Annotated in this window: 7 protein-coding genes and 2 pseudogenes; 3 read left to right on the forward strand and 6 right to left on the reverse strand. The window is 58.5% G+C overall.

The window, feature by feature from the left end:
- Together tnpC and AC5ZGW_RS44275 are read left to right on the forward strand one after the other, a co-directional pair.
- The coding region (tnpC, locus tag AC5ZGW_RS44270) for an IS66 family transposase (RefSeq protein ID WP_496114124.1) at positions 1–1,087 on the forward strand (1,087 nt) is incomplete at its 5' end.
- Complete coding sequence (locus AC5ZGW_RS44275; protein WP_463703103.1) at positions 1,084–1,566, forward strand: plasmid pRiA4b ORF-3 family protein; 483 nt, start codon at positions 1,084–1,086, stop codon at positions 1,564–1,566. The genes tnpC and AC5ZGW_RS44275, both read left to right, overlap by 4 nt.
- Positions 1,567–1,619: 53 nt before the next feature.
- On the opposite strand, the gene AC5ZGW_RS44280 is transcribed toward AC5ZGW_RS44275, so the two are convergent.
- From AC5ZGW_RS44280 to sctV, 5 genes are read right to left on the reverse strand one after another with little or no spacing between them, the layout of a single operon-like run.
- Positions 1,620–2,597 (reverse strand): LysR substrate-binding domain-containing protein, encoded by a 978-nt coding sequence (locus tag AC5ZGW_RS44280; RefSeq protein ID WP_130230707.1) that lies wholly within the window; start codon positions 2,595–2,597, stop codon positions 1,620–1,622.
- Between the two features lie 23 nt (positions 2,598–2,620).
- Positions 2,621–2,914, reverse strand: coding sequence for an EscF/YscF/HrpA family type III secretion system needle major subunit (locus AC5ZGW_RS44285; RefSeq protein WP_130230709.1), 294 nt, complete (start codon positions 2,912–2,914; stop codon positions 2,621–2,623).
- The gene (locus tag AC5ZGW_RS44290) at positions 2,841–3,095 is read right to left on the reverse strand and encodes an EscE/YscE/SsaE family type III secretion system needle protein co-chaperone (RefSeq protein WP_165421473.1); all 255 of its coding nucleotides are present in this window, start codon (positions 3,093–3,095) and stop codon (positions 2,841–2,843) included. The genes AC5ZGW_RS44285 and AC5ZGW_RS44290 overlap by 74 nt, the downstream gene beginning before the upstream one ends.
- Positions 3,092–4,474 carry an FHA domain-containing protein gene (locus AC5ZGW_RS44295; protein WP_130230711.1) on the reverse strand — a complete coding sequence of 461 codons (1,383 nt, stop codon included), beginning with the start codon at positions 4,472–4,474 and terminating at the stop codon, positions 3,092–3,094. Before AC5ZGW_RS44295 ends, AC5ZGW_RS44290 begins: the two co-directional genes overlap by 4 nt.
- A complete protein-coding gene (sctV, locus tag AC5ZGW_RS44300) occupies positions 4,471–6,522 on the reverse strand; it encodes a type III secretion system export apparatus subunit SctV (protein ID WP_130230713.1) in 2,052 nt (683 codons plus the stop codon). Before sctV ends, AC5ZGW_RS44295 begins: the two co-directional genes overlap by 4 nt.
- 1,034 nt (positions 6,523–7,556) lie before the next feature.
- Between sctV and AC5ZGW_RS44305 the strand changes: the two are divergent.
- Positions 7,557–7,826 (forward strand): annotated as a pseudogene (locus AC5ZGW_RS44305) (transposase); the annotation flags it as partial.
- Between the two features lie 334 nt (positions 7,827–8,160).
- Here the strand turns inward: AC5ZGW_RS44305 and AC5ZGW_RS44310 are convergent.
- Positions 8,161–9,220, reverse strand: a pseudogene (locus AC5ZGW_RS44310) (IS5 family transposase); the annotation flags it as partial.
- Between the last annotated feature and the right edge of the window lie 75 nt (positions 9,221–9,295).

Raw genomic sequence — 9,295 nt, forward strand, 5'->3', positions numbered from 1 at the left:
AAACCTCCGTTCAATCCGGACGCTTCTTCGCACATCTAATCTAACCCCGAACCCTGGGTATCGGCTTAGCGCTTACAAGTATCATTGGCATTTGCCGCTCTATCGTCAGGCGCAGATGCTGGCGACCCACGGTATCGCCATCGACCGTTCCACGCTCGCCTTCTGGGTCGGCTACGCCGCCCAGGAATTGAAGCCCTTGTGGCATCGTCTGCGCGAGCTTCTCCTCGCCTCTTCGAAGCTCTGTGTCGATGAGACTCCGGCGCCGGTGCGCGGCAGGACCAAAACCGGCTACTTCTGGGCGCTATCGCGCGATGACAGGCCCTGGGCCGGACCTGACCCACCTGGCGTGGTCTATGCCTATGCACCGGGCCGTGGGGCCGTTCATGGCTTGCGCTTGCTCGAGGGCTATCGCGGCATCATCCACTGCGACGGCTATCAGGCTTACAAGACCATGACCCGAGAGACGCGTGCGGACGCCCTGTCCGGGACGCTCGCCTTCTGCTGGTCGCATCTGAGGCGCCAGTTTGTGAAGATCGAGCGCGAGGCTGCTCCGGCGCCAGCTCCGGTTGCCCGCGAGGCTCTTAAGCGCATCGCCCAGCTTTACGCGGTCGAGAAAGCGCTCCGCGGCCGATCGGATGCCGAGCGCCGTGCTGGCAGGCAGGCGCATGCCAGACCTCTGGCTATAGCCTTGAAGCAGTGGTTTGAGGCCAAGCTTGATCACCTTGCACAGAAGAGCGACACGGCGAAGGCCTTGCGTTACGCGCTGCGTCATTGGGACGGCCTGACGCTCTACCTTGATGACGGGCGCATCGAGATGGACACAAGTGCTGTTGAGCGTGCGATGCGGCCGATCAAGCTCAATGCGAAGAACTCCCTTTTTGCCGGTTGCGACGAGGGCGCCGAGAGTTGGGCAGTACTAGCTTCGTTAATCGAGACCTGTAAGCTCAATAGCGTCAGCGCCGAGCACTGGCTCTCCGACGTCCTCGCGAAGCTCGTTAATGGCTGGCCTGCGGCGCGACTGGACGAACTGCTTCCATGGGCGTCGACCTACACGATGCATGCACACGATCCGAGGTTGGCGGCATGAGCCTCAACACGACCGCCGTCCGGATCAAGGTGACCCTCAAGGACGTGAAACCGGAGGTGATGCGATGCCTTGTCGTGTCGCTCACGCTGCGCCTTGATCGGCTGCATCTGACGCTTCAGGCGGCGTTTGGCTGGACGAATAGCCATCTCTTCGAGTTCCACGCTGGCGAAGAACGTTGGGGCATCCCCGATCCCGACGGTGATTTTGGCCCCCAGCCGATCGATGCCAGCAAGGCGCGGCTCTGCGATATCGTTCGCGAAACCGGCGCCAAGACGATCCATTATCTCTATGACTTTGGCGACAGCTGGGATCATGTGATCAAGCTCGAAAAGTGGTTCGACAACACGTCGACGGACGGTCTTCCATTCTTGCTCGATGCCGCCGGTCGTTGTCCTCCGGAAGACGTAGGCTGTGCGCCAGGCTATGCCGCAGTGCAGACCACCATCGTTCGCTTGCCGCGCGAAGCGAGCTTTCGGTAGCGAGCAGTCAGGCGGACCTGCGCCTTCCATGTGAACCGCCTGCCACTGAATTGTCACTCGGCAACCGCTAGGGTCTCGGCTTTTGAATCGACATCAGGTGTCGCAATCAGCTCGCGTCCTGCAAGAGGACTTATTTGAAGCACTTTTCGTACCTGCGCAATCAGCAAGGCGCTCACGGCTTCGGCCGCGGGGGCGAGGTCGCCACAAGAGATGAGGCAGGCTGTCATATGGATCGGTGGATCTATCACGAGCGGCCTCAGATCTTCGGCGCCTGGAATATCGGGAATGTCGCCCTTGGGCAGGATCGCATTTGCGAGACCGGCCCTGACGAAGGAGAGCGCACCGCCGAACGTGTCGACTTCTGCGATGCAGTTCGGCATCACGCCGGCCACTTCAAACGTCCGATCTAATGCGTCGCGAATTGTGTTTGGGCGCGGCGGCAATACAAGAGGGAGCTCAGCCAATTCCTCAAGCGAAACGGCGGGAGCGACTTCTCCTGTATCGGGAGGACGTACCAGGTGGAGTCGCTGTTGAAAGAGTGGCTGGCGAGTAACACCTGAGGTGGGGTCATCCTCAAGCACAGCGCAGATATCAAGCGCTCGTGATGCGATGAGCTGCTTCATCTGAAGAGAGTCACCCGTAACAAGATGGAGGCGCACTTTTGGGAGCGCTGCCCGGCTGGCTTCCATCAAGGCGCAGGCGAACGAAGCGGCGAGTGCTGAGGACATGCCGAGCCTTACAGCACCTTCCGGTTCTCCTGCCGTAGAGCGGATGATGCTGCGCAGTTGGTCAACCTGCTGAAGAATGGACGTGGCCTCACGATAAAAGACCTTGCCCTCGCGAGTCGGGCGAACGCCGCGCACGCTACGGTGCAGCAGCGCGAAGCCAAGCTCGGCTTCCAAGGCAGCCATCTGCTGACTCAGGGCCGGCTGCGCCACGTGGATTGTCGCCGCTGCTTGGCAAAAACTACCAGCATCCACGATGCCCGTGAAATATCGGAGATGACGTAGTTGCATAAAACTGGAAGACATAGCACCCCAGAATCGTCCGTAGTTCAGGTGATGTTCCGGATAATACCATTAAGCGCTTCGTGAACCGCTTTGATAACGGTCGAATTCAGGCTCAAGAGTGTAGTGTGTGTGTTCATTGAGAGCTGAAGCTTGAGCTGATCCATGGTGTCGTCCGGATTCATGGTCGCCATATGACTTCTTAGGCTGCGTTCCGATGCCGCAACAGATCTGCCAAGAGGCCCACTTATTGTCCTGAAATCCACCTCACGCCTCCAAGCCAGAGGACACGCCGCTGTGGTGGTGCATCCATGTTGTATTAACAACGTCTGTTGCGGCATCTATTGCATCAAGCAATGTGCACAATGCGTCGAAATGACGCCGCGTGACGCCGCCATCCATGTCACGTTTCAACGATTGTCGCCAACTCTCAAACTCTCTCTTAAGGGCAGATAACTCTGCGCCATCGACGTCATCTACCAGCTGTTTCTGCAGCTCAAGCCTGACCAGATGCTCGCTCACAGTTGATCCTCCTCTGCTATCCATTCCGGCTTGTTCGGATAGGGAACGTGCACGTCGGCCTCCCCGATACGCACAAGCATTCCGTCGCGATCGATGACAACGATCTTGCCGAAATGATCGATATTATCGCCGACTTTCAGGCGTGTTCCGTTCTGAACGACGATGAACGGAGACCGGCCGAGGTGCACACCTCTTGCTGCCGGCAATACCACTGGCGAACAGTGCGCCTCGAGCCGAATGTGGGGCGCGAACTTCTCCTCGAAGCGGGAGGCAACGGTCTTCCACTCGCTATAGGCGGTTGGGGTAAGGGCCCCCGAAACGAGGATGGCGTCTGGCTTCACCACGATGCGAATGGAGCCGCGGAGGTCGGCTGTCGTCGCTGTCTCTAGAAAGGTTCGTGCGCGGTCCGGCGTTGCGACTGTGTCATCAATTGTGCGAACTCCGGGAATATCCTGCTGCAGACGATGAAGGGCAGCTTTAACGGTTGCATCACTCGGGCCATATCCCGTTATTGATATCCCTCCGGCGCTTCCCACGCGAATACTCCCCTCGATGCCGAATGCCCGTATTACGGTCGTTGACAGGTCGATCATCTTTGCATCAGACAGGGCGGTGGCGGTCGCCGTTTTCGGTGTTACCTCTGCTGTTAGCCCTGCGTCACGCAGGGCTGCTTTGATCCTTGTAGCCTCTTCAGGTCGCAAGTCGCCGTCGATGATCAGATTATCATCTTGGAGCGCGATGCTAACATCGCGTCCGACATTCAAATCGCGAAGGACGTTCCTGGCAATCTTGATCGAGTCAGTACCCGGAACGGCGGCCGGGGTGAGAGAGGCAACAACCCGCTCAATCCCGGCACAAGCTCCATAGGCGATGATCAGAAGGCCGCAAGCGGCTGCACCAAGCCGAAATGGCCGAGGTATCGAGTTCATCGCAAGACGAGGTTCTCGCCCCCGGGGCGCCGCTCCTTCGATAGCTGGGGGGGCATGCTCTGCGTGCAGACTTCTGCGCTCGACCACGGAGTCGACATCGGGAAAGCTGGCACCGGTCGGGCCGATACTGAAAATCGTCCGCCCAACCTGAACCGGAGTGAGTGGATCGAGGGTCGTCGGGCACTCTGTTAGACAATCACTACCGCCGATGAGCACACCCGGTGCGAGTGCGGTGATCTGGATTTGCCCGGCCTCGATGACAATGCGAAGATGTGAGTCAACCAGTTCCGGATCTGCGAAGGTAAGGTCGTCAGCGTCATGGCTACCGACTAGCCACGCTCCATCGCCGAGCGGTGTCTCGGCCCCCTTGTTGGGGCCAGATAGCACATGCAAGGACAGTTGGGTCTGATCGCCCGTGAGAACATCTTGTTCTATGTTCACGTTTCTCATTGCAGCGATATCCTTCCCAATGGCTGTATGGAGATATCGGGGGGAAGCTCCTGATAGGATAGAACTGGAAGTTCGTAGAAGTCGGTTTCGATGACCTTGCGTACGTATTGACGTATATCCATCGACGCCAGCAGCACCGGCTTGTGCGGCTGCTGGGTAAGGTTGCCGATAGCCTCTCGTATCGCGTCAATGATCTGACCGGTGGTTCGAGCGTCAAGGGCGAGATAACTGCCGGCGGAAGTCTGCCGAATGGCGTTGCGCACCGTATCTTCCACTTCTGGCGTGAGAAGGTAAGCGGGCAGCAGGTTCGTGCCGATACAATACGGAATGCAGAGTTGCCTCCTCAGCGCACAGCGCACATGCTCGGTCAGCAGGACAATGTCTTTTTCGATCTGTGCCCGTTCGACCAGTGCGGCGAGGATGGTGCGCATATTACGCAATGAAACCTCCTCCGCGATTAGGCGTTGAAAGACCTCTGAAATCTTCTGCAGAGGTGCTGAGCGCAGTACTTCCTTTACGAGTTCCGGGAACCACACCTCGATGCGATTCAAAAGAGTTTTTGTCTCCTGGATCCCGACAAACTCCGCAGCATGCCTGCGCAGGATTTGGCCAGTATGGTAGCCAAGGATCTGAACCGACTCCAGGAAAGGGATGTTGGCAGCTCGCAATGATTCGCGATGTATGGCGTCCACCCAGACCGTCTCGATGCGAGGAAGGAAGGGTTTGTCCAGAACACATGGAATGCCCACAAGATCGAGGTTCTCAGGAGTATCGCGTGCCAAAAGATGCTGCGATCGCAGTCGCCCTTCACCGCATGGTATTTCATTTACCATGATGACATACGCTCCGTCCTTGCAGCTGTCGTTCACTCGCACATTGATCGCTGGAAGAGGGACGCCGAGATCAAGAAGGAGCGCTTGCCGTTCGGCATCCAATGCTTTGTTTAGCAGATCGGGAGGGATGACCGCCTCAACGTCGTCACCAATGTCGATCATCAGTGGCACGGTGAACGTGATGCCATTATCGGCGACTTCATCACCGCCGCCGGTCGGCTTCACTGCCGGTGCGGCCAGCCGCCGATTACGCTGTAGTTGCCAGCCACTGCCTCCGACTACGAGCGCCAAGATCATGAAGACTCCCGTCGGAAAGCCAGGGACGAACGAAAAGAGAAGGAGAATGAATGACCCGACAATCAGCGCACGTGGTTGTGCGCTCACCTCGTCGCCGATTTCGTTGCCGAGATCTGCACCGCCATTTTCGTCACTAACCCTCGTAACGATAAACCCCGCTGTAATCGCCGTGAATAGAGCCGGTATCTGACCGACGAGTCCGTCTCCGATGGTCAGGATCGCATAGACCTCGAGCGCCTCGTACAATCCCATTTCCTTTTGAAACGAACCAATCGCGATCCCGCCTACGATGTTCACGGCAATGCTGATCAAGCCCGCGATGGCGTCACCCTTGAGAAACTTCATGGCGCCGTCCAGGGCACCGTACAGCTGGCTCTCGCGCTCAATCGCAAGGCGGCGCCGACTTGCCTCTCGCATATCAATACTGCCGGCACGCAAGTCGCCGTCAACGCTCATTTGCTTGCCCGGCATCGAATCCAGAGAAAACCGTGCAGCAACCTCCGCGACACGCTCAGATCCCTTGGTGATGACGACAAACTGAACGATTGTCATGATCAAAAAGGTAACTGCGCCCACCACGAGATTGCCGGCCACCACGAAGTCCCCGAAGGTCTTGATGATCTGGCCGGCGTCTGCATGAAGTAAGATAGTGCGTGTCGCGGCGACTCCAAGCGATAGCCGAAATAGCGTCGTCACCAAGAGCACTGACGGAAAGGAGACGAACGCAAGGGGGGATTTAATATAGACCGCCATCATCAGCAGGAGTGCCGAGAGTCCCAGGTTGGCGGCCTGTAGCACATCCATCAGGACCGGCGGCAGTGGAATTATCATCATGAAGATGATCGTGATCAGCAGCGCCACCAGAACAATATCATTACGGCCTGACGCGACCGTTCGGACTCTGTCAAGAAACTTCATGCTAGCCACTTGCGCGGCATCCTCTGTAGGTGCGTGTCCGGCATGAGCGACGCGATGAACCGCAGACAGGTTCCCGCCTTGGCGCTGATGCTTGCCCAAATGCTTTGACTAACACTCGTGGCGTTCGAAATCGGCCCTCGCCGTCCCGTGACAATGGTAGAAAGCGCCTTGGATGGGCAGCGCCCCACCTGTCCGCAATATTCAGCGTTCGGCGGTGCGACGCGCCCGGCGGTGTTGAGATCGATTTGTCAGTCCCAGCTGCCATCCTCAGCACGCACCTAAGCAGCGATTCCCCGCGCGGCCTTGTTCTTGAGAAATTCGCTGAGCTTACGAAGTAAGGTAGCGTAACGTATGCAGGTGGGCTTCTTAGGCTTCGGGACGGTTCTAAGCATCGCTCCGAATCGGCGTTTGCAATCTCCCAATTGTCGCCTTCGAAACAGTGTCGTGGCGGAAAACGATCAATAGTGTTCCCGCCCTCGGAGCGATTGGAGATGCGCGGGACATCCAGTGTCGATCCCGTCGGCTCCCCCGAGCAAGTACGGATCGCCCAACTGATACCATCGTTTTGCCGGAACATGACGCCATCTGCTAAGTCTTGATTGATCTTGTCACGGCCCGATAAACCGCAGCGGCGGTTTGGAAAGCTCGTTTCAAGATCAGTTTGAGCTTGTCCGGAGGTAGCAATTGTCATGCCGAAACCGTTCTCGAACCAGGAAGCCAATCTTCAGCGGGAATGCAGGCCTGGCCGGCGTTTAATGAGCGGGATTTAGACGCGGTTCATTCGTCACCCGACTTGGGTCACGTTGTGTCGATCAACGATGACATGCAAAGATAGTATTCCACGTTTGGCGTGGCGAATGATCGAAAATGGGTGCCAAGGCGACGAAGTGGCCTGCGCGGAGTGGTGGTGACCAAGTATGAAGTTGTTGTGACGCGGGCAGTGCCGCGCATCCAGACTGTGCACTTTATCACCTTCACGAGTGCGACCGAAGTCGACGTGTTCGGCCATACAAATGCTGTGCCCCGCCTGACTCAATCGGATCGAGCGCCTCAACGATGAGATCAAGCGGCGGACCGAGATGGTCGGCATCTTCCCGAACGAAGATGCCATCGTGCGCCTGGTCTTGCAATCCTGAGCGAACAAAACGACACGGGAGCTTTCCGGGGAAGCGATGCACTCACCATCGGCGGCAGCAGCACGATAGTGCGCTCGTTACCTGACGTTGGAGGCTATTACGACTGTGAGCGATAACCCATCGTCGGCTTGCTCTCGGCGGCTAGTGTTCTGTCCCGTTAATTCGTAGCATAATAATTGCATGGGTTTGAGGTGTGCCGATCGAAGGAGATACCCGATGCGGACCGGACGCCCGGAGGCGATGCTGACGATTTCCGGCGATGAACGCACACAGCTCACGGCCATAACACCGCGGATTCCATCCTCCAGAAACTCGCACGACTTTGTTGACGAATTTCCGGGACAGAACACTAGCTGACGCCGTCCGACTCGGCAGGATAGCGGCGGTGCTCCCTCGTCAGCTACGCCACGCCACCGACGCGATCCGAGCTGGTCTTGCGTCGAATCCAGCCCAGGCGGCGGATAGGTTGGGCTTGCCTAGTCGTCCGTGAAGAACCCGCATTTCAGCTCGGGGCGAGGTGAAGTCGGAGGCTGAGCAGGACGAGGATTTGGTGCAACAAGAGCTCCAGCCAGCGGATGAGGCGACGGAAGTTGTAGCCGGCGGCGGCGAGGACGGCATTGGTGGCATCGCCCTGGCGGTGCCAGAGATAGTTCCGGCCCATCCGATGTTCGGATTTGAGATGGCCGATGACCGGCTCGATGGCCGAGCGGCGGCGCATCTCGCGTTTGATCTTGGGCGTCACCCGCCGCTTCTGCCCTGAGATGAACACCCTGAACTTGTAGTCGGGTGGCGCATTGTGGCCGCGATAGCCTTTGTCGAGAACGAGGCGCTCGATGATGTTGCCGATCAGCGCCTCCATCTCCGGGATCACGGTCTCGAGTGTATGGCCATCATAGGGGTTACCGGGCAGCGCCTTCACATGGGTGACGAATTGGCCGCCTTTGGCGTGCGATAGCGTTGTGGCGACGGAGAGCTTGACCCCGAACTCGTAAGGCCGGTGCGCCTTGCCCTTGCCGATGCACTCCACCTCCGGCGCGCGTGCAGCGAGTAGACCTTGGGGCCGCGCTGGTGCTGCTTCTGGTCAAGCACCCGTCGCGCCAGCGCCAGCATGCGGCCGAGGACAATCTCGCCAAGCAGGTCGGTGCGGCCTTCGATCTTGCGGGTGATGTCGCGGATGACGCGGCCGAGATAGGTTCGAAGCGTCCTCAAGGCTTGGCGCGCTTGAACTGCTTGGCGTGGGCATAGCGCTGATGCTTGATCAGCGCGAACTTGCCCACCCGCGCATAGGATTGCCGCAACGCGAGGCCCTGCCGTTTTGCCAGCCGGACCAGGATCTCGCGCGCGCGGTTGAGAAGCCGCGCGTCGGTCGGGAACATCACGTTCTTGGGCTGCACCGTGGTGTCGACGATGACGCGGTTGAGGTCGGACGGCTTGATCGCTTCGGTCTTGGTGGCGACCGAGAGGCTCTCCTGCAGCAGCGCTTGCAGCTTCTCCTCGCCCATGCGCTGGCGCCAGCGCGTCAGCGAGGAGCGGTCGAACACCAGGCGGTGCTGGAAGAACTGTAAGCGCTAAGCCGATACCCAGGGTTCGGGGTTAGATTAGATGTGCGAAGAAGCGTCCGGATTGAACGGAGGTTT

Source organism: Bradyrhizobium sp. Crot121, from assembly GCF_059512385.1.